The organism is Acidovorax sp. 35-64-16 (genome assembly GCF_002281195.1).
GTDB lineage: Bacteria > Pseudomonadota > Gammaproteobacteria > Burkholderiales > Burkholderiaceae_C > Acidovorax > Acidovorax defluvii.
The window spans coordinates 33770-51375 of sequence record NZ_NCFM01000013.1; the positions used below are offsets into that span (position 1 = coordinate 33770).

General features: G+C 63.4%; 17 protein-coding genes. 11 read left to right on the plus strand and 6 right to left on the minus strand.

Features of this window, described 5'->3' with window-relative positions; genetic code table 11:
• Window positions 1–51 precede the first annotated feature (51 nt).
• Window positions 52–2844, plus strand: a complete 2793-nt coding sequence (polA, locus tag B7Y64_RS10460; protein ID WP_291328813.1) for a DNA polymerase I — start codon at window positions 52–54, stop codon at window positions 2842–2844.
• Between the two features lie 202 nt (window positions 2845–3046).
• Here the strand turns inward: polA and B7Y64_RS10465 are convergent, their stop codons facing one another.
• Complete coding sequence (locus B7Y64_RS10465) at window positions 3047–3460, minus strand: hypothetical protein (RefSeq protein WP_291326402.1); 414 nt, start codon at window positions 3458–3460, stop codon at window positions 3047–3049.
• Window positions 3461–3622: 162 nt separating this feature from the next.
• Between B7Y64_RS10465 and B7Y64_RS10470 the strand changes: the two genes are divergently transcribed.
• The gene (locus B7Y64_RS10470; protein ID WP_291326404.1) at window positions 3623–4351 is read left to right on the plus strand and encodes an AzlC family ABC transporter permease; all 729 of its coding nucleotides are present in this window, start codon (window positions 3623–3625) and stop codon (window positions 4349–4351) included.
• Window positions 4348–4653 carry an AzlD domain-containing protein gene (locus B7Y64_RS10475; RefSeq protein WP_291328815.1) on the plus strand — a complete coding sequence of 102 codons (306 nt, stop codon included), beginning with the start codon at window positions 4348–4350 and terminating at the stop codon, window positions 4651–4653. The genes B7Y64_RS10470 and B7Y64_RS10475 overlap by 4 nt, the downstream gene beginning before the upstream one ends.
• 87 nt (window positions 4654–4740) lie before the next feature.
• Here the strand turns inward: B7Y64_RS10475 and B7Y64_RS10480 are convergent, their stop codons facing one another.
• From B7Y64_RS10480 to B7Y64_RS10490, 3 genes are read right to left on the minus strand one after another with little or no spacing between them, the layout of a single operon-like run.
• Complete coding sequence (locus B7Y64_RS10480) at window positions 4741–5223, minus strand: GGDEF domain-containing protein (RefSeq protein ID WP_291328817.1); 483 nt, start codon at window positions 5221–5223, stop codon at window positions 4741–4743.
• A gap of 6 nt (window positions 5224–5229) precedes the next feature.
• On the minus strand, window positions 5230–5634 hold the full coding sequence (locus B7Y64_RS10485; RefSeq protein WP_291328831.1) for a PAS domain S-box protein: 405 nt from the start codon (window positions 5632–5634) through the stop codon (window positions 5230–5232).
• A gap of 39 nt (window positions 5635–5673) precedes the next feature.
• Window positions 5674–6648: a hypothetical protein gene (locus B7Y64_RS10490; RefSeq protein ID WP_291326408.1), complete on the minus strand. Its 975-nt coding sequence runs from the start codon at window positions 6646–6648 to the stop codon at window positions 5674–5676.
• A 268-nt stretch (window positions 6649–6916) separates the two neighbouring features.
• On the opposite strand from B7Y64_RS10490, the gene B7Y64_RS10495 reads away from it, so the two are divergent.
• From B7Y64_RS10495 to B7Y64_RS10510, 4 genes are all read left to right on the plus strand, one after another.
• Complete coding sequence (locus tag B7Y64_RS10495; RefSeq protein WP_291326410.1) at window positions 6917–7240, plus strand: PepSY domain-containing protein; 324 nt, start codon at window positions 6917–6919, stop codon at window positions 7238–7240.
• Between the two features lie 137 nt (window positions 7241–7377).
• Complete coding sequence (locus B7Y64_RS10500) at window positions 7378–7848, plus strand: DUF2271 domain-containing protein (RefSeq protein WP_024814346.1); 471 nt, start codon at window positions 7378–7380, stop codon at window positions 7846–7848.
• Between the two features lie 26 nt (window positions 7849–7874).
• The gene (locus B7Y64_RS10505; protein ID WP_291328819.1) at window positions 7875–10100 is read left to right on the plus strand and encodes a PepSY domain-containing protein; all 2226 of its coding nucleotides are present in this window, start codon (window positions 7875–7877) and stop codon (window positions 10098–10100) included.
• Window positions 10090–11061, plus strand: coding sequence for an FAD:protein FMN transferase (locus tag B7Y64_RS10510; protein ID WP_291327074.1), 972 nt, complete (start codon window positions 10090–10092; stop codon window positions 11059–11061). Before B7Y64_RS10505 ends, B7Y64_RS10510 begins: the two co-directional genes overlap by 11 nt.
• A gap of 384 nt (window positions 11062–11445) precedes the next feature.
• On the opposite strand, the gene B7Y64_RS10515 is transcribed toward B7Y64_RS10510, so the two are convergent.
• The gene (locus tag B7Y64_RS10515) at window positions 11446–12846 is read right to left on the minus strand and encodes an OmpH family outer membrane protein (protein WP_291327072.1); all 1401 of its coding nucleotides are present in this window, start codon (window positions 12844–12846) and stop codon (window positions 11446–11448) included.
• A gap of 480 nt (window positions 12847–13326) precedes the next feature.
• On the opposite strand from B7Y64_RS10515, the gene yghU reads away from it, so the two are divergent.
• The 3 genes from yghU to B7Y64_RS10530 are packed head-to-tail and all read left to right on the plus strand — an operon-like array spanning window position 13327 to window position 15370.
• Window positions 13327–14202 (plus strand): glutathione-dependent disulfide-bond oxidoreductase, encoded by an 876-nt coding sequence (yghU, locus tag B7Y64_RS10520; RefSeq protein ID WP_291327070.1) that lies wholly within the window; start codon window positions 13327–13329, stop codon window positions 14200–14202.
• Between the two features lie 27 nt (window positions 14203–14229).
• Window positions 14230–14862 carry a glutathione S-transferase gene (locus B7Y64_RS10525; RefSeq protein ID WP_291327068.1) on the plus strand — a complete coding sequence of 211 codons (633 nt, stop codon included), beginning with the start codon at window positions 14230–14232 and terminating at the stop codon, window positions 14860–14862.
• 7 nt (window positions 14863–14869) lie between these two features.
• Window positions 14870–15370, plus strand: a complete 501-nt coding sequence (locus B7Y64_RS10530) for an NAD(P)H-dependent oxidoreductase (protein WP_291327066.1) — start codon at window positions 14870–14872, stop codon at window positions 15368–15370.
• A gap of 67 nt (window positions 15371–15437) precedes the next feature.
• Here B7Y64_RS10530 and B7Y64_RS10535 read toward each other — a convergent pair whose 3' ends face one another.
• Window positions 15438–16328, minus strand: coding sequence for an NAD-dependent epimerase/dehydratase family protein (locus tag B7Y64_RS10535; protein WP_291327064.1), 891 nt, complete (start codon window positions 16326–16328; stop codon window positions 15438–15440).
• 353 nt (window positions 16329–16681) lie between these two features.
• On the opposite strand from B7Y64_RS10535, the gene B7Y64_RS10540 reads away from it, so the two are divergent.
• The gene (locus B7Y64_RS10540; protein WP_024814361.1) at window positions 16682–17578 is read left to right on the plus strand and encodes a dienelactone hydrolase family protein; all 897 of its coding nucleotides are present in this window, start codon (window positions 16682–16684) and stop codon (window positions 17576–17578) included.
• Window positions 17579–17606: the final 28 nt, after the last annotated feature.

Consider the following 17606-nt stretch of genomic DNA (forward strand, 5'->3'; position numbering starts at 1 on the left):
GAGCGGGCATCCCAGGCCGCGCGGGGATGAACGAGTGTGCACAATCGCCGCATGAGTGACAAAAAGACCCTGCTGCTGGTGGACGGCTCCAGCTACCTCTACCGCGCCTTCTTTGCCGGCGGCGAAGCCATGAGCACCACCCTGTCCGACGGCACGGTGCAAAAGACCGGCGCCATCCGCATCATGATCAACATGGTGCAGAAGCTCCTGAAGGACCACCCCTGCACCTACGCAGCCTGCGTGTTCGACGCCAAGGGCCCCACCTTCCGCGATGCGCTCTACCCCGAATACAAGGCCCAGCGCAGCCCCATGCCCGACGACCTGCGCAGCCAGATCGCGCCCATCCACGAGGTGGTGCGCCTCATGGGCTGGCCGGTGCTCGACGTGCCCGGCGTGGAGGCCGACGACGTGATCGGCACCCTGGCCGTGGCGGCCGCGCGCCAGGGCATTGACGTGGTCATCTCCAGCGGCGACAAGGACCTGGCCCAGCTGGTCAACGAACACATCTCCATCATCGACACCATGAGCGGCAAGGTGCGCGACCTGGCCGGGGTGGAGGCTGAATTCGGCGTGCCCGCCCGCCTGATGCTGGACTACCAGATGCTGGTGGGCGACACGGTGGACAACGTGCCCGGCGTGCACAAGGTGGGCCCCAAAACTGCCGTGAAACTGCTGCAGGAATACGGCTCGGTGGACGCCCTGGTGGCGCGGGCCGGCGAGGTCAAGGGCGCCGTGGGTGAGAACCTGCGCAAGGCGATGGACTGGCTGCCCACCAGCCGCCAGCTGCTGACCATCAAGACCGACTGCGACCTGAACGGCTGGGTGCCCGGCATGCCTGCGCTGGACGCCATCCGCATCGGCCAGCCCCAGACCGCGCCGCTCATGGCCTTTTGCGACACCTACGGCTTCAAAGGCCTGGCGCGCACGCTGGCAGGCGACGCCCCGGCCGCCGCGCCCGCGCCCGTGGTGGCCATGCCCGGCCAGAGCGGCGACCTGTTCGCCGACCACTCCGCCAGCCCCGTGGCCGAGGCCGCGCAGCACCGCCCGGTGGTGTACGACACCATCTTCAACTGGACCGACTTTGACCACTGGCTGCAGCGCCTGCAAAAGGCCGAGCTGGTGGCGCTGGACACCGAAACCACCTCGCTCGACGAGATGCGCGCCGAGATCGTGGGCATCAGTTTCAGCGTGCAGCCCGGCGAGGCCGCCTACATCCCGCTGGCCCATGCCGGGCCGGATGCCCCCGCGCAGCTGCCGCGCGATGAAGTGCTGGCACGCCTCAAACCCTGGCTGGAAGATGGCAAGCACCACAAGCTCGGCCAGCACGTCAAATACGACCGCCATGTGTTTGCCAACCATGGCATCGAAGTGCAGGGCTATGTGCACGACACCATGCTGCAAAGCTACGTGCTCGAAGTGCACAAGCCCCACGGCCTGTCCAGCCTGGCCGAGCGCCACACGGGCCGCACAGGCATCAGCTACGAAGACCTGTGCGGCAAGGGCGCGCACCAGATCCCGTTCGCCCAAGTGCCGGTGGACAAGGCAGCCGCCTATTCGTGCGAAGACTCGGACCAGACGCTGGACGTGCACCTGGCGCTGTGGCCGCTGCTGCAGGCCGACGAGAAACTGCGCTTCATCTACGAGCTGGAGATGCAGAGCAGCGAGGCGCTCTACCGCATCGAGCGCAACGGCGTGCTCATCGACGCGCCCACGCTCGCGCAGCAAAGCCATGAGCTGGGCCAGCGCATCCTTCAGCTGGAAACCGAGGCGTATGAGATCGCCGGCCAGCCCTTCAACCTCAGCAGCCCCAAGCAGCTCGGCGAAATCTTCTTCGACAAGCTGGGCATGCCCGTGGTCAAAAAAACCGCCACCGGCGCGCGCAGCACCGACGAAGAAGTGCTGGAAAAGCTGGCCGAAGACTACCCCCTGCCCGCCAAGCTGCTGGAGCACCGGGGCCTGGTCAAGCTCAAGGGCACCTACACCGACAAGCTCGCGCAACTGGCCCTCCCGCGCACCGGCCGCGTGCACACGCACTACGCGCAGGCCGTGGCCGTCACGGGGCGCCTGTCGAGCAACGACCCGAACCTGCAGAACATCCCCATCCGCACCGCCGAGGGCCGACGCGTGCGCGAGGCCTTCGTGGCGCCGCCCGGCTGCGTGATTGCCAGCGCCGACTACAGCCAGATCGAGCTGCGCATCATGGCCCACATCAGCGGCGACCACGCTCTGTTGCACGCCTTCCACGCCGGGCTGGACGTGCACCGCGCCACCGCCGCCGAGGTGTTTGGCGTGGCACTGGACCAGGTGACGAGCGAGCAGCGCCGCTACGCCAAGGTCATCAACTTCGGCCTGATCTACGGCATGAGCAGCTTTGGCCTGGCGAAGAACCTAGGAATAGAAACCAAGGCCGCCGCCGCCTACATCGACCGTTACTTTCAGCGCTACCCCGGCGTGAAGCAGTACATGGACGAAACCAAGGCCGCCGCGCGATCCATGGGCTACGTCGAGACGGTGTTCGGCCGCCGCCTGTACCTGCCCGAGATATCCGGCAGCGGGCCGCGCCGCGCCGGTGCCGAACGCGCCGCCATCAACGCGCCCATGCAGGGCACGGCGGCCGACCTCATCAAGCTGGCCATGGTGGCCGTGCAGAAAGAATTGGACGCACACAAGCCCGGCATCAAGATGATCATGCAGGTGCACGACGAACTGGTGTTCGAGCTGCCCGAGAGCGAGGTGGACTGGCTGCGCTCACACATCCCGCGCCTGATGGCCGATGTGGCTGCGCTCAAGGTGCCGCTGCTGGCCGAGGTGGGCGTGGGGCCGAACTGGGACAAGGCGCACTGAACCCATTTGCTCCTTAATCAGGAGCTGCTTGCGCTTATTTCACAAGCAATTCAATACTATTTTTATTTGAAGCCCTTGTGAAACAAGCGCTGCAAGCTATCAAAACATGAGTGGTTTTGTGCTTTCCCCGTCGCAGGGTCAGCGATGCTGCCCATCCCTGGACGGATGGGCGCTGCCAGCGGATGGCGTTGGGGTTGCTATGTCACTGCTCTTCAGCTGCCGCGACAAGTCTGGCAACAATGGGCTTGGCCCGGTCGTAACTGTCCTGGGTGCCAAATCGCCGTTCCAGGCGCGCAAGCCCCCTGCCCAGCGCAGGGCCGAGCTTGACGCCCGCCTCCTCCAGGCCCAGTTTCGACCGCTGAAGAGATGCCAGCAATTCACGCGACGAGCCTTCGACGCCGTTTTCCAGCAGCGCGTAAAAGACACTTTTCGGAATGCCGATGTGGGCAGCCACCCGGTTGCCGAAGGGGCGGCCGGACCCCGGGCCGTTGTGCAACCAGAAAAAAACCACCACTCCCACCAGACCCAGTAAGCCCACAAGGGCAGGAAAGAACATCAGATATCCACCTTTTTTGAAAATGCGTTCGCAATATGAACCCAAAAGCCGCAGGTGCATAGTGCTCTGATCCCCAAGCCGGGCCTCAGGGCATGGCGTCGGTGGGCCGCCTGACACCGCCTGCGTCCGCAGCCCGCCACAACGTACCCGCTGAATGTTTTGAGTGTTTTTGGCCTCCCGCGCTTTACTGATAAGCGTTGCTAGCTATCAAAATTGAATTCCATGGAATCCTCCCCACCCACCCTGCGCCCCTCCACCTGGACCCCCGCCATCCGCATGGGCCTGTCGATTGCCGTCGCTACCGGCCTCTACGGCATCTCGTTTGGCGCCCTGGCCGTGGCCGCCGGGCTCACCGTGTGGCAGGCCATGGCGCTGAGCCTGCTCATGTTCACGGGCGGCTCGCAGTTCGCCTTCATCGGCGTCATCGCCGGCGGCGGCGCGGGCTCTGCGGCCCTGGGCGCTGCCGCGCTGCTGGGCGTGCGCAATGCGGTCTACGGCATGCAGCTCAACGCCATGATCGCCCCCACCGGCTGGCGCAAGGCCGTGGCAGCGCAGCTCACCATCGACGAATCCGCTGCCACCGCCGCAGGCCAGACCACGCCCGATGAACAGCGGCGCGGCTTCTGGACGGCGGGCGTCGGCGTGTTCGTGCTCTGGAACCTGTTCACGCTGGTCGGCGCCGTGCTGGGCGACGCCCTGGGCGACCCGCGCCGCTGGGGGCTGGACGGCGCCGCCGTGGCGGCCTTTCTGGCCCTGCTGTGGCCGCGCCTGCAACAGCGCGAACCCGTGGCGCTGGCGGTGGTGTGCGGCGTGGTCACCGCCCTGGCCGTGCCGCTGGTGCCGCCCGGCCTGCCCATTTTGTTGGCCGCCGTGGTGGGCGCCGCCTGGGGTTGGCGCGGGCGTACCCCGGATGCCCACGGGGACGCGTCTCGCACCGGAGGCGCGGCATGACGCTCTGGGGCTTCATCCTGCTGGCCTGCGCAGCCACCTACCTCACCAAGCTGGCGGGCTACGCCGTGCCGGCCCGCTGGCTGCAAAACCCGCGGATGACCCGTGTGGCCGGTGCCATCACCGTGGCGCTGCTCGCCTCGCTCACGGTGATGAACACCCTTGCCGCAGGCACCGCCCTGGTGATCGACGCGCGCCTGGCGGCCCTGGCAGCAGCGGCGCTGGCCTTGTGGCTGCGGCTGCCGTTTTTGCTGGTGGTGGTGCTGGGTGCGGTGGCAGCGGGGTTGGTGCGCTGGTGGGCTTGATATGGCGCCGCTGATGCCTGTGGTGCGCTTGCAGAGCCGCCGCGCCGGGCTTGGCTGGCCCGGGCGGGGGGCTTGGGCGCGTGGCTTTCAGGCGATTGCCGCGCCTGCCATCATCACCCGGTTGCGCCCTGCGTGCTTGGCGCGGTAGAGGGCTTCGTCGGCGCGCTCCAGCAGTTGTTCCATCGTTTCTCCGACGCGGGGCTGGGCCACGCCGACGCTGGTGGTGATGGCAATCGGGGTGTCCGGGCTGCACGGGCATGGGGTGCTGGCGATGGATGCACGAATGCGCTCCGCCAGTCCCATGGCATCTGTCAGTGACGGGGTGTTTGCAACCACCAGAAATTCTTCGCCACCCATGCGGCCCAGAAGGTCTCCCTTGCGCAGCATGGTTTCTATGGTTCGACAGAAGTGGATCAGTACCTGGTCGCCGGTCTGGTGTCCGTGCGTGTCGTTGACTTTCTTGAAGAAATCAATGTCCAGCGCCAGTACGCAGGGGGTCTGAGTCGGGTCGTCCAGGGCAGCCTGCAGGTTTTGCACGATGGATCGGCGGTTGAGCGTGCCGGTCAGCACGTCTGTTTACGCCTGGACGGCCAATTCTTGTTGCAGTGCCACATGGGTGCTGACATCCGCAAAGGCGACAACGGCCTTGCGGTTTTCTGCGGGGCCGAACGGGGTGACGCGGGTGCTGAACACCAATCGCTGGCCATTTCGACCCACCATCGAATCGCGGTCTGTGCCATGGCGTTCGCCGGTTTCAAGGGCGTTCAGCGTGGGGCACAGCCCCGCGTGAACCGGTTGTCCCTCAGGTGTGAGGTGGATGGTTTCATGCAGATTTTTACCCACCAGCTCGGCTTCGCTCCAGCCCAGCAACCGCTCGGCCTCCCGGTTCATCCAAAGCACATGGCACTGGCGGTCCACCATGATCATTCCATGGCCTGCCTCCTGGGCGATCATGCTCAACTCGGCCTGCTGGTCTTGCAGGGCTTGCTGAAAGCGCCGACTTTTGACGCGTGATTGGTGCTACAGCACTGCCAGGGGAAGGGCGATGAGCAGTGTGATGGCAATTCTTTTGGCGGCTATCTGGGTGGCTTCGGCGGCGGCAGCAGCGCAGGGCTCGTTGGCACGCCGTTGTGCCAAAAGCCACTTGGGCGCCTGCACACCATCACCGGTCGTCTGGAACCACTCGTAGTGATAGCACTCGCCCAGGCGCTCGAAGCTTCCGCTGTGCTGGCCTTCAATGGATGCCCACAAGGCCGGGTCCTGCGCGCTCAGTCGTGCCGACGGATCCAGCATGAACTGCCAGTCCAGTGCACCCCCTCCGGTGATCCAGCCGCCGGTGGCATTGAGCATCACCAGATCGCTGCCAGCGGGCAGGTTGACGCGCAGGCTGGCGAGCAGTTCATCAGCAGCGATGTTCAGCACCATCAGCCCCCTGCGGCTGCCATCGAGGAAAACCGGGGCCACGGCACGCAGGGTTGGCCGGTGGGGTTCTTCAATTACTCCCTGCTCGACGTTCAGGTCCAGTTCTGACACCAAAACCTGGCCTGCGCCAAGCTGAAGCCCCGTCTGCACATAGCCGCGGTCCGACTTGTTTTGCAAACCCTGCCTGTGCAAGACGGATTGGCCGTTTTCTCTGTCGACCCGAATCTTTTCCTGCCCGTTCTGGTCGATGTAGCGTGTCTGGTCATAGTCCCCGCGCAGCATGGACAGGGTTTGCAGCGCTTTTTCGGCATGGGTTGTGTTTTCAGGTGTGGGGTCGCTCAAATACAGGCCCAGCACGGTCGAGCGGGACATCAACTGTGCATCGCGCGTCAATTTTTCCAGATAGCCACTGACCGTGAGCCGCATGTCTGCCAGGTCGTGCTGCACCCGGTCGCGCTCATGGGCTTGGGTCGCTTCATAAGCGTTTCGATGGGTGAGGCCGATTTCGGCGACGACCACCAACGTCAGCAGCAAAAGCAGCAGCGCCAGAGACCGCAAAGCATTTTTTTGCAAAAAATCGCACCTTGGAGAAGAAGAGCCTGAAAACCCGGCCGCCATGCTGCCACAGTTCTCCAGTGGGGCTGGGTCAACTCACACGCTGCTGTTGCAATTCGCGGACAACTTCTTGTCTGCGCAGAAATGGGCGCAGGCAGCTTTGGCGCGGCGGTAGCTGCAACGCGTCGCTAACGAAAACAGGCAAATCACTGGCGGCGGTCCAGTTCATCAAGTGTTAAGGCTGCGTCGTTAGAGTTCTCTTGTCTGTTCACAGAGGAGAGAAATCATGAAAGCTTTGGTTCTCGTCAACACCGCGCTGGCCGGCATACTCATGGGCGGTGCAGCATGGGCTGCAAACGATTGTGCAGACCCGGTGGCCGACTGGCAGCCGCGTGAGCGGCTGCGCCAGCAGATCGAGCAGCGCGGCGGCACGGTGCAACGCATCAAGGTGGACGATGGTTGCTATGAGGTTCGCGGTATCGATGCCCGGGGAAACCGATTCAAAGGCAAGTATTCGCCCCAGTCACTGCGCATCAAAAAACTCGAAATCGAGTTCAGTGACGACGCTGAAGCGGCGGACTATCTTGATCCAGCACAGAAAGCCAAATGACGCCCCTGCCGAGCGAGGGCCCGTGTGCCGGATGGCGCCCGTTGGCATTTGAAACGCGCGCTGGCTTTCTTCTTCACTTTCAGACCACGGTGGGCGCGCGGCGTGCGCAGTCCTGACAATTTACCGAAAGAATCATTATGAAAAAACTTGCTGCTTTGCTTTGCCTTGCCGGCGTGATGACGCTGCCCAACCTGGCGCAGGCGCGTCCGGTGACCTTGACCACCCAGCTCAAAAACTACGGTGGCGACGGAGCATATCTGGCGATCTACGTGACCGATACGAACGGTCTGTACAAAAAAACGCTCTGGGTGTCCGGAAAAAAATCAAAGTACTACAAACATCTGCGTGACTGGGCCCGTGGCAGTGGCTTGAAGGCGGCAGAGTTTGATGGTGTCAGTGGTGCCAGCGTGGGCAGTGGAAAAACGCTCAAAGTCACCGTGGAACTGGCCGATGTGCTGATTGACTCCGGCCATGAAATTCGCATCGACAGCGCGGTGGAAGATGGGCGCGACAACGCGGCCGACGTGCGCGTGCCCCTGACCACCCAGGGCGCCGGTAAACCCGCCGCAGGGCGCGGCTATGTCCAGTCATTCACCTACGGCATGTGACGGCGCGTTAAGCAAGGGTTCGTACGATGGTGCGCAAGCTTCACTCACTCGCGGGTCTGATCGCCGCCTTGTTTCTGACGGTGCTGTCGCTCAGTGGGGTGGCTTTGTCGTTGGACCCGGCGCTGGAGCGGCTCCAGGCCACGGTACCCGCAGACGGTCAGATCAGCGTGGCAGCGCTGGCGGGCCGGGTGGCGCAGCATTACCCCGATGTCGAGCAAATTGAGCGCACGCCCTCGGGCTCGATCATTGTTTATTACACCCGCAATGACCAGCCGGGCGCTGACCGTGTCGACCCTGTCAGCGGCCAAGGCATTGCCCCCCATGCGCCTTCGGGGTTTTCGCGCTGGGTGAAAGACCTGCACCGCTCTTTGCTTTTTGACACGCCTGGCCGGGCGGTGGTGGGTGTGGTGGCCCTGGCGATGCTTTTCTTGTGTGTTTCTGGCGTGGTGCTGCTGGTCTGGCGCGTTGGAGGCTGGCGGCAGATTGCGCAGCCGCTGCGCGGAGGCTTGAACCAGCGCTGGCACGCGCAGGTGGGGCGTTGGGTGCTGCCGGCACTGCTGTTGTCTGCGTTGACGGGCATTTATATGTCGGCGGCAACGTTTGCACTGGTGCCAGATGGCATGCAAAGCGAGCCGCAGTTTCCGTCCAGGCAGGCGGGCGGCCCCGCACAGCCGGTTACGGCGTTGGCGGCCTTGCTGGCAACCGATCTGAATGACTTGCGCGAGCTGGTGTACCCCCACCCGAGCGACCCTTCGGACGTCTATTCGCTGCGGACGAACCAGGGCGATGCGTATGTCGATCAGGCAACTGGCGCGCTGTTGTCCTATCAGGCCCATGGTGTGGCGCGCCGCATCTACGAGCAGGTCTACCAATTGCACACCGGCGAGGGCTTGTGGTGGCTTGGTTTGTTGCTGGGGATTTGTGCGCTGGGTGTGCCGGTCTTGGGCGCGACAGGCGCGCTGACCTGGTGGGAGCGGCGCCAGTCCATGCCGCGCATGGTTGGCAACAGCGCGGCGCAATCGGCCGACACCATTATTTTGGTTGGCAGCGAAAACAACAGCACCTGGGGCTTTGCCAATGCGCTGCACAACGCCTTGACGCAGGCGGGTTTGCAGGTGCACACGGCGCCCATGAACCAACTGGCGGCACAGTACCGCCGTGCCGAACGCCTGTTCATCCTGACGGCGACTTATGGCGACGGCGATGCACCCAGCTCAGCCAGCCAGTTTCTCGCGCGGTTGGGCAAGGTGAAGGCCCCGCCCGGTTTGGGCTTTGCCGTGCTGGGTTTTGGGGACCAGCAGTTCCCGCGGTTTTGTCAGTTTGCAAAAGACGTGCAAGCCGCTTTGCTGGCCCAGGGCTGGCGCCGCATGCTGGCGCTGGAAACGGTGGACAGGCAGTCGACCCAGGCGTTTGTCCGCTGGGGCCAGGCCGTCAGTCAGCTGATCGGCCAGGAGCTGGCGCTGCAGCACACGCCCAAGCCCCCGCGAACGGATGCTTTTGAATTGGTCGAGCGGGTTGACTACGGTGAGCAGGTGAATGCACCCACCAGCATCTTGCGCTTTGCCCCCGTGGCGCGGCCAGGGTTGGGGGGCCGCTGGCAGCGTCTGCTGGGGGGCGGGCGCTTGCCGCATTTCGAGGTGGGCGATCTGGCTGGGGTGGTGCCCCCGGGCAGTGCAATACCCCGTTTCTATTCGCTCGCCAGCGGGTCGCGCGACGGTGTTTTGGAGATTTGCGTGCGAAAGCTTCCCGAAGGCTTGTGCTCCCAATTTCTTCACGGCCTGAAAGTGGGGGAGCGGATGGACGCCTTTATCCAACTCCATCCGGATTTTCGCCCAGTGTCTGGAGAGGCGCCTGTCATTCTCATCGGCGCCGGCACAGGGATCGGGCCGTTGGCGGGGTTCATTCGCAACAACACGGGCAAACATCCCATGTACCTGTATTGGGGCGGGCGCGACCCTGCTTCCGATTTTCTCTATGAGCCCGAGCTGAGCCGTTATTTGGCAGATGGCCGGCTGACACAGTTGCATGCGGCCTTTTCGCGGGTCAAGGACGGCGAGTACGTACAGGATCGCGTCATCGATGATGCGGAGCAACTGCGTCAGCTGATGGCCAATGGCGGGCAAATTCTGGTCTGCGGCAGCCGTGGCATGGCAAAAAGTACCCTGCAGGCACTGGACCAAGTGCTGGCCCCCATTCACCTGGATACACAGACGCTCAAGGCGCAGGGACGTTACCGTGAAGATGTTTTCTGAGGTGCAGAACTCCTCTGGCACGCCGGCGCAGCGCTACAGCCTGAACGGCGAAACCATGGGCACGCGGTACAGCGCCGTTTTTTTTGCGCCGCCGGGTCTCGATGCGGCTGCAATCCATGCCCAGTTGTTTGCCGCAGTGGACGCGGTGGATCGACAAATGTCCACCTGGAAGCCCGACTCGGACCTGAGCCGCCTCAACGCCGCTCCGGTGCAGCAATGGCTCACCATGCCCCCCGAGCTGATGAGCGTGCTGCAGGCATCGCTGCAGTTGGGGCAGCAGTCCCTGGGAGCGTTTGATATTGGTGTGGGGGCCGTGGTCAACGCCTGGGGTTTTGGCCCCGGCCAGCAGCAACCCGATGCGCAGCAGATCAAGGCGCTCAAAGGCCAGCCCCATCGCTCTGCAATAGAAGCGCTGGATATCGACCCCGGCAATCACCGGGTTCGCAAACGGGCTGCCATCACGCTCGATCTTTCAGGCATCGCCAAAGGCTTTGGCGTGGACCAGTTGGCCCATTGCCTGGATGGCTGGGGAATCGCCAGTTATCTTGTGGGAATTGACGGTGAAATGCGTGCGCGTGGCCTGAAACCAGACCAGCGACCGTGGGCCATAGCGATTGAGAAGCCCCTTCGGGGCGTGCGTGAGGCCATGGGCGTGATGGAACTCACCGATGCGGCCATTGCAACCTCGGGCGACTACCGCCACTGGATTGAAGTGGCGGGCCAATACTTTGCCCACACCATGAGCCCTTCCCTCGGGCGGCCCTTGAACAACCGGCTCGCGGCAGTCACGGTAGTGGCACCCACCTGCATGCTCGCCGACGGATGGGCAACCGCACTGCTGGTGCTCGGTGAGGAGGCCGGAGTCCGGTTGGCACAAGAGCGGGGCATGGATGCGGTGTTCGTGTTGCGGGATGGCGATGGATTTGAGGAGATCGCCATTCACGCTGGGCAGCGTCAATAGCGCGTTTCAGCCGAATTTTGCGTGGGCGCAGCTTGGGTGCTGCTTGCTGGAGCTGGGGGAATGGTCGTGAGGGCGCGGCGAATCCTTGTTGACCGCCAAGGTGGCAGCGGACATGGCTTTGTGGCTGCGGCTGCCGTTTGTGCTGGGGGTGGCGGCGGCGAGGGTGGTGTGATGGTCGGGGTGATGCCGGACTGGTGGATGCGGTCAGCGCTGAGGCGTCTCAAAATCCGATGTATCGCAGGCAGAACGAACAGGTGCTCAAGTTTGCAGAAGAGTTGAATGGGTGGCAGCTATCGGCCAATACCAGACGGTGACAGTTAGAGAAAGCGGGCGCTCAACGTCCAGGTTAAACGGCGCCGGAGCGCGTAGCACGCCAGTTAGCCATCAGAGCAACAAGCGCGAAATGTCGCCAGCAAGATTCAGGCCCCCGCGATGATCGCTTCCACTCTTGGGCATTGTGAATGTGTAGCGTTCATCGCCCTGAAAGACAATTTTGTAGTGCTTTCCCTCCTCAGAGATTTCGAAGCCCATATCTTGCAGAGCGCTTCGCACCTTCGCTTCCATACTCCTGAAGTCGCGGAGAAGTGATTTCAGACGATTCCGCATTGCCTCAGCTTCACCAGTTGGCGGATTGGCGGCAACGATGCTTTTGAGAATGTGTTGACGCCGACTGTCTTCAGTGACGCGAGTCACTGCATCGGCGATGGCATCTCCCACTACCCCAAGAAGTTCGCCAGCATACAAATCTTGCTCTGGTGCGGTCTGGAGAAACAAGCCGGATTGCATGGGGCTTTGAGCCTGGTACTTTCTTACTTCTGCCTCGAGGCGTGCGATTTCGCGTTCAGCGTCCTCAAGCTCCTCTTGTTTGGATTTCAGTTCTTTGTCGAACTCGTCAACGTATCTTTGCACTTCTGTTGACCCTTGGTCACGCAAAGCAGCAAAAGTACGACGAGAAATGAGCTCTTGCACCGCTGACCAAGTGACTCGGGCTAGTGGGCGGCGATTCACTAAAGCACTGCGAACTTCTTCAACAACTGCACGCTCCATCTCAGACGGTGATTCGGACTCGTGATGTAGAAAGAAGGAGCGCCTACCACCACCTTCGGGCCAGTACACACCGATTGCGCCACCGTACACGTTTTGCGAGTTGACCTCACTCATTAGCCGCACGGAGAAGGGGCGGTTTGGCTCTACCACCACATGGGCCATGCCAGCAAGCGCCTCTGCCAGAGAATCAACGTTCACTAGGTGGCCGCCTTGGAACCTTGCGCTGACGTAAACAAGCGGAAGACGGCAACCAGCTCGGCCAGACACGCAGCGAGCGGCCAATGGGATATCCGAGTTGGTAAGGCGTAGCGGAATCGCCTGTACCTTGATCTCTCCATCCGCTCCACCGCCAAGGCGTGTCAAAAACGTTTGCACAAAAACTGGCTTCTTTGCGATCGGAAGTTTCGCGGCAGGGTGTTGAGACTCACAGGATGTGCGAATTCCGATCCAGCTTGGCTGGCCACGCGAAAAAACGATAGTCGATACCCATTCGAGGCCACGATCCAACTTCGTGTACCGGATGGCAGCCATATCGCTGCCCGTCGCTTGGTATTTGAGCGTCTCAATTAGTTCGTTCGACTTCTTCGCTGAGAACTCATCCTTGGCCTCTATTTCGGACAAGTCTGACGCTTCAAATGCGGTATGCGGTGAACCCAGCAGCCACTCTCGAACAGCGGCAAGGAAATCTACAGATGTTCGAGTTGCTTCGACAGGGAACTCGGTGGCAAATGACAGCATGTGGCTCCTGAGGATGGCTAATTTAATGTATCCCGCAGAACCTGCGGGATAAGCTGGGAGATGCGGGATATTTGGGACACGGCTTACTCCTGAAAGTGGCTTACAGCCGACATTTGCAACAGTCTTGCTGTGCAAACACCCAGGTATAAGAATTCCATGAAGCCCGGCAGGCTTGTACTGGGGGAACTATAGCTTGCGAGGCGGTGCAATCAGGGCACTCACAGCGCAGGTTCTGGCTGTAGGAGCACTCGGTTGTGCATAACAGACTGCATTGGAGATCGATGCGGACCGTCGGCTTTGGGTCGTTCTCTGCCATTCACCGCTGAGCCGATTGCCGTTGCTGCGCTTCAACGGTTTTCGAGGCATGCCTTGCTGCGTAAGGGTTTCAGGCAAAGCAGAACGCAAAACGCATCAGTACACTCATTCGGCAAGAGGCCACGCAGCCCTTGGTTATCCGATTTGCCTGAAGGAGCCCCCCACATGACAGATTCATCCCCCTACACCCCACCCGCCATCTGGCAATGGAACAAAGAGAGCGGCGGCAAGTTCGCCAGCATCAACCGCCCGGTGGCTGGCGCCACGCACGATAAAGACCTGCCCGTGGGTAAGCACCCGCTGCAGCTGTATTCGCTGGCCACGCCCAATGGCGTCAAGGTCACGGTCATGCTGGAAGAGCTGCTGGCGCTGGGCCACAGTGGCGCCGAATACGACGCCTGGCTGATTCCCATTCAGGAGGGCGCGCAGTTCAGCAGCGGCTTTGTCGCCGTCAACCCCAATTCGAAGATTCCGGCGCTGATGGACCGCAGTGGGGCCGAGCCGGTGCGCGTGTTCGAGTCCGGCGCCATCCTGTTGTACCTGGCGGAAAAATTTGGCGCCTTTGTGCCCACCGATCCTGCCCAGCGGGCCGAGTGCCTGTCGTGGCTGTTCTGGCAGATGGGCAGCGCGCCGTTTCTGGGCGGCGGGTTTGGGCATTTTTATGCCTATGCGCCCGAGAAGTATGAGTACCCGATCAACCGGTATGCCATGGAGGTCAAGCGCCAGATGGACGTGCTCAACCAGCGCCTGGCCGCGCACGAGTATCTGGCGGGCAACGGCTACACGGTGGCCGACATGGCAGCCTGGCCCTGGTACGGCGCCCTGGCCAAGGGCCAGCTTTATGAAGCGGGTGAATTTTTGCAGGTGCATGAATACACCCATGTGGTGCGCTGGGCCGACCAGATTGCCAAGCGCCCTGCGGTGCAGCGCGGCCGCAAGGTCAACCGCACCTGGGGCGAACCGGCCAGCCAGTTGCACGAAAGGCATGACGCGAGTGACTTTGACACCCGCACGCAGGACAAGCTGAACCCTGCCTCCTGACCCTTTCTCGCCGCCAAGGACTTTGCAATGATCACTTTGTATGACTGCGCCACGGCGCCCAGCCCGCGCCGCGCCCGCATTTTTCTGGCCGAAAAGGGCCTTGCCCACGACACCGTGCAGGTGGACCTGCGCAGTGGCGAGCAACTGGGCGAGGCCTATCGGCGCATCAACCCGCAGTGCACGGTGCCCGCCTTGCGCACGCAAGAGGGTTTGCTGCTGACCGACAACGCGGCCATTGCTGCCTACCTGGAAGCGCGCTACCCCAGCCCGCCGCTGCTGGGCGAAACCCCCGAGGAAAAAGCCGAAATCGCCAGCTGGAACTGGCGCATGGAGTTTGAAGGCCTGCTGGCGATTGCCGAGGCGCTGCGCAACAGCGCGCCGGCCATGGCCAACCGGGCGCTGCCGGGCGCGGTGGATTACCCGCAAATCCCGGCGCTGGCCGAGCGCGGGCTGGCGCGGGTGGCGCAGTTTTTTACCCTGCTGAACGAGCGCCTGGCGGGCCGCGACTGTATTGCCGCCGACCGCTTCAGCGTGGCCGACATCACGGCGGTGGTGGCGGTGGACTTTGCGCGTGTGGTCAAACAAAAGCCGGGCGAGCAGCACCCGCACCTGCTGCGCTGGCGCGCGGCCATGGCGGGCCGGCCATCGATGGCTCTTTGATCTCCTCATGAGCTCTGCCAAAACGCTGCTGATCGTTTACCACTCGCTCACGGGTGGCACGCGGCAGATGGCCGAGGCGGCGCGCGCCGGGGCGGCGGGAGAGGCGGCCTGCGCGGTGCGCCTGCTGCACGCCGCGCAGGCCGGGCCGCACGATGTGCTGGCGGCAGATGGCTATGTGTTTGCTACACCCGAAAACCTGGCGGCCATGAGCGGGCAGTTGAAAGACTTTTTTGACCGCAGCTATTACGGGGTGCTCGACCAGGTCAACGGCCGCCCGTATGCCAGCCTGGTGTGCGCGGGCAGTGACGGCAGCAACGCGGCGCGGCAGATTGCACGCATCGCCACTGGCTGGCGCCTCAAGCCCGTGGCCGAGCCGCTGATCGTGTGCACCCACGCGCAGACGCCCGAGGCCATCCTGGCGCCCAAACAGATTGGCGATGAAGACCTTGAGCGCTGCCGGGCGCTGGGCGAGGCACTGGCGGCGGGGCTGGTGCTGGGGGTGTTTTAGTTGCTATTGTATTAATAGCTTATGGCGCTTATATGACAAGCGTTTGAGGCCAATTTTTCCTAAAAACTCAGCGCCAGGCCGTGGCCACCAGCTGGCTGTAGTGCACGCCTTTTCTGCCCAGCAATTGCTCAAAGACGGCCGGGTTGCCCACGTTGTCGCTGCCCAGCATGGCCAGGGTTTCGCTGCACCAGGGCGATTGGGGCACGGCGTCGCCCAGGCGCGCGCTCAAGGTGGTCAGGGGCTGCGGCAGGCGCAGCACGGTGGCGGGGCTGTGGCCCAGTTGCTGGCGCAGGCTGGCGATGAAGGCGCCCATGGTCAGCGCCTCGGGGCCGGTGCAGTCGATGGTGCCGGTGTGCTCCAGCGCCGGGCCCAGCAATGCCACCACGGCAGCGGCCAGGTCGTGTACCGACACCGGCTGCACACGCGCTGTGAGCATGGGCCCGGGGAACAGCGCCAAGGGCAGGCGCGCCAGGTTCATGAACAGCGCGCTGCTGTCGCCGCCTTTGCCATACACCACGCTGGGGCGCAGGATGGCCGGGCGCAGCTTTGCCTGGGTTGCCAGCGTTTGCAGGTGCGCCTCGGCGGCCCGTTTGGTCTGGGCATAGCGCGTGTTGCTGCCGTCAATGCCCAGCGCCGATATGTGCACCACGCGCTGCACGCCAGCCTGGGCGCAGGCGTCGAACAGGGCGATGGGGGTGTCGCGGTGCACGGCGTCGATGGGGCGCGCGCGCGTGTCGCGCAGCACGCCCACGGCGTTGACCACGGCGTCGATGCCCGCCAGGCGCGGCAGCCAGGCGGCGGCCGTGGTGTCATGGGCAAAGTCCATGGGCACCTGGCCGGGCAGCAGCGTGCGGCTGCGCGGCGAAACACCGCCGTGCACGGTGTGGCCCGCGCGTTGCAGTGCCGTTTGCAGGGTATTGCCAATGAAGCCGGTGGAGCCGGTGAGAAGGATGTGCATGGTGTAGCGCCTGAAATCTGCGTGGCTTTGGACAATAGACGGATTTGCGATTGTGTGCCGGGCAATGCCCCCCTTGCACGCAGAGCGTGCCCGGCCATGCCAATGCAAGGGGCAGATGCCTGAGTTGCCGCAGGGGCTGTCGCACGGGGAGCGCCGATCAGTGAAAATTGGCCCGGTCAGTTTTTGCCGGATTGGCAGCCCCAGCCCCAAGCCTCCAGTCGGCCACGGGGCCACAAGACGGTGCCCCTTGGGCCGCCGCTCAGGCCCGTGGGCAGTTGATGCTTTCCAAGTCCGCCAGCCTTTGGGCTGCTGCCTCGATTTTCTTCAACCCTTGCATTTACAGGAGATGCGCCATGCTGCATGACGATGCCCGATCCGATGTCAACGCCTTGCTCCCCGGTCGCGCCACCGAGGCGGGTGCCACCCGGCGCACCGCCTTGCAGGTGGCCATGGGCCTGGGTTACGCGGCAGCGGCGGCGCCGCTGATGGCGCAAACGGCCATTGCCACCCCGGCCGACGGGCTGGATGCGGGCGAGGTCAGCTTCACCGTGGGCGGCTTCCAGGTGCCCGCCTACCGCGCGGCGCCTGCGGGCAAGACCGGCCTGCCGGTGGTGCTGGTCATCCAGGAAATCTTTGGCGTGCACGAATACATTGCCGACACCTGCCGGCGCTTTGCCAAGGCTGGCTATCTGGCCATTGCGCCCGAACTGTATGCGCGCCAGGGCGACCCGGCGATGTATGGCGAGATGGCCAAGCTCATGGCCGAGGTGGTTTCCAAGGTGCCCGACGCGCAGGTGATGGCCGACCTCGATGGTGCCGTGCAGTGGGCCGCAGCCCATGGCGGCGACCCGGCCCGCGTGGGCATCACGGGCTTTTGCTGGGGCGGCCGCATCACCTGGCTTTATGCCGCGCACGGCCCGGTCAAGGCGGGCGTGGCCTGGTATGGCCGCCTGGTGGGGCAGGCGAGCAACCTGACGCCCAAACACCCTGTGGAGTTGGCGCCCATCCTCAAGGCGCCCGTGCTGGGCCTGTATGGCGAAAAAGACACCGGCATCCCTCTTGACACGATTGATAAGATGAAAACTGCCCTGGGCCAGGGCACGGCCGCAGCCAAGGCGTCACAGTTCGTGGTGTACCCTGACGCGCCGCACGCCTTTCATGCCGACTACCGCGCCAGCTACCGCAAGGAAGCGGCTGAAGACGGCTGGAAACGCGCCCTGGCCTGGTTCAAGGCGCACGGCGTGGTCTGAAACGGCCGCACCCCACGCAAAAGCCGCC

Coding starts and splice junctions, on each gene's coding strand:
- polA (WP_291328813.1), top strand. CDS start 52: ATGAGTGACAAAAAGACCCTGCTGCTGGTGGACGGCTCCAGCTACCTC.
- B7Y64_RS10465 (WP_291326402.1), bottom strand. CDS start 3,460: ATGCACCTGCGGCTTTTGGGTTCATATTGCGAACGCATTTTCAAAAAA.
- B7Y64_RS10470 (WP_291326404.1), top strand. CDS start 3,623: ATGGAATCCTCCCCACCCACCCTGCGCCCCTCCACCTGGACCCCCGCC.
- B7Y64_RS10475 (WP_291328815.1), top strand. CDS start 4,348: ATGACGCTCTGGGGCTTCATCCTGCTGGCCTGCGCAGCCACCTACCTC.
- B7Y64_RS10495 (WP_291326410.1), top strand. CDS start 6,917: ATGAAAGCTTTGGTTCTCGTCAACACCGCGCTGGCCGGCATACTCATG.
- B7Y64_RS10500 (WP_024814346.1), top strand. CDS start 7,378: ATGAAAAAACTTGCTGCTTTGCTTTGCCTTGCCGGCGTGATGACGCTG.
- B7Y64_RS10505 (WP_291328819.1), top strand. CDS start 7,875: ATGGTGCGCAAGCTTCACTCACTCGCGGGTCTGATCGCCGCCTTGTTT.
- B7Y64_RS10510 (WP_291327074.1), top strand. CDS start 10,090: ATGTTTTCTGAGGTGCAGAACTCCTCTGGCACGCCGGCGCAGCGCTAC.
- B7Y64_RS10515 (WP_291327072.1), bottom strand. CDS start 12,846: ATGCTGTCATTTGCCACCGAGTTCCCTGTCGAAGCAACTCGAACATCT.
- yghU (WP_291327070.1), top strand. CDS start 13,327: ATGACAGATTCATCCCCCTACACCCCACCCGCCATCTGGCAATGGAAC.
- B7Y64_RS10525 (WP_291327068.1), top strand. CDS start 14,230: ATGATCACTTTGTATGACTGCGCCACGGCGCCCAGCCCGCGCCGCGCC.
- B7Y64_RS10530 (WP_291327066.1), top strand. CDS start 14,870: ATGAGCTCTGCCAAAACGCTGCTGATCGTTTACCACTCGCTCACGGGT.
- B7Y64_RS10535 (WP_291327064.1), bottom strand. CDS start 16,328: ATGCACATCCTTCTCACCGGCTCCACCGGCTTCATTGGCAATACCCTG.
- B7Y64_RS10540 (WP_024814361.1), top strand. CDS start 16,682: ATGCTGCATGACGATGCCCGATCCGATGTCAACGCCTTGCTCCCCGGT.